This is a genomic window from Achromobacter sp. GbtcB20 (assembly GCF_019091095.1).
GTDB lineage: Bacteria > Pseudomonadota > Gammaproteobacteria > Burkholderiales > Burkholderiaceae_B > Achromobacter > Achromobacter mucicolens.
The window spans coordinates 1-461 of the sequence record NZ_JAGXJZ010000231.1; the positions used below are offsets into that span (position 1 = coordinate 1).

The 461-nt window shown below is 66.8% G+C and carries 1 protein-coding gene; it reads right to left on the minus strand.

Going from position 1 to position 461, the window contains the following annotated elements; genetic code table 11:
* Window positions 1–461: contractile injection system protein, VgrG/Pvc8 family (locus tag KVT32_RS28740; protein ID WP_254637064.1), on the minus strand; the 461-nt coding region annotated here is incomplete at both ends.

Below are 461 nucleotides of genomic sequence, written 5' to 3' on the forward strand. Positions count from 1 at the left end.
CGGCCGTATTCGTCGGTGTAGATCTCTTCATTGGGTGGGCCGACCACTACGGCGTTCTGCGGTCCGTCGATGCGGGGTTGGGGCAATGGCTCTGCGCGCCACTCGGCGTCGTCCGGTACCAATTCAGCCTCGTAGTGGTAGTGAGTCCCTGACGCGGAATCGGCGCTTTCTTCGGCCTGGCTCGTGTGTTGGATGCCGCGGTGGACGATGCGGACCGGTCGCCATCCGCGATTCATGTCCTCGCGTGGGTGCCCGGCCAGCGTGAAGGAGATGCCAGGCTGCAAGCGTGGGTCGTCGCCTTCGACCAAGGCGATGCGCGCATCGCGTCGGTGTCCGCGCAGGCGATTCTCGGCGAAGGGCTTGCCGGCCTCGTCGAACTTGGCGCGGGCGGGGTAGTCGTAGCGCTCGTAGCGGCGGCCTTGATGGTCCAGGTCGCGCCCATCGCGGCTGTGCTGGTGGGT